This window comes from Pelagicoccus sp. SDUM812002, assembly GCF_031127835.1.
Taxonomy (GTDB): Bacteria; Verrucomicrobiota; Verrucomicrobiia; order Opitutales; family Opitutaceae; genus Pelagicoccus.
Genome location: NZ_JARXHX010000125.1, coordinates 1 through 541 on the forward strand (window position 1 = coordinate 1; position 541 = coordinate 541).

1 pseudogene is annotated in these 541 nt (G+C 59.0%); it reads left to right on the forward strand.

From position 1 onward, the window contains the following. Window positions 1-20: 20 nt before the first annotated feature. Window positions 21-541, forward strand: a pseudogene (locus QEH53_RS24585) (beta-galactosidase); the annotation flags it as partial.

Here is a 541-nt window from a genome sequence, read left to right on the forward strand (position 1 = left end):
AAGACGCCCGAGCAAACGATATGAAGTTGGCCCTCCTCTGGTTCGCCAGCTGGAAAAACAGCATGTCCTCCTACGCCCCAGAATGGGTGAAGGTCGACTACCGCCGCTTCCCTCGCTCCCGAGACAGAGACGACACCGCCATCGAAATCCTCTCTCCCTTCTCCAAAGAAAACGCCACGGCAGATGCCAAAGCCTTCGCCGCCCTCATGCGGCATATCCGGAAAATCGATACCGACCACACCGTCATCATGGTCCAGCCGGAAAACGAAATCGGCATGGTCGACCACGCTCGCGACTACAGCGCCACCGCCACCGAAGCCTACCACTCCGAGGTGCCGGAAGAATTGATCGACTACCTTACCGAGCATCGCAATTCGCTCACCCCCGAGCTGCTCGACGCTTGGTCCCGCTCGGAATTCGCCACCAGCGGTAGTTGGAAAATCGTCTTCGGCGATTCGCCCCAAGCCGAGGAAATATTCATGGCCTGGCACTTCGCCGCCTACACCGAGCGCGTTACCAAAGCGGGAAAAGCCGAACACCC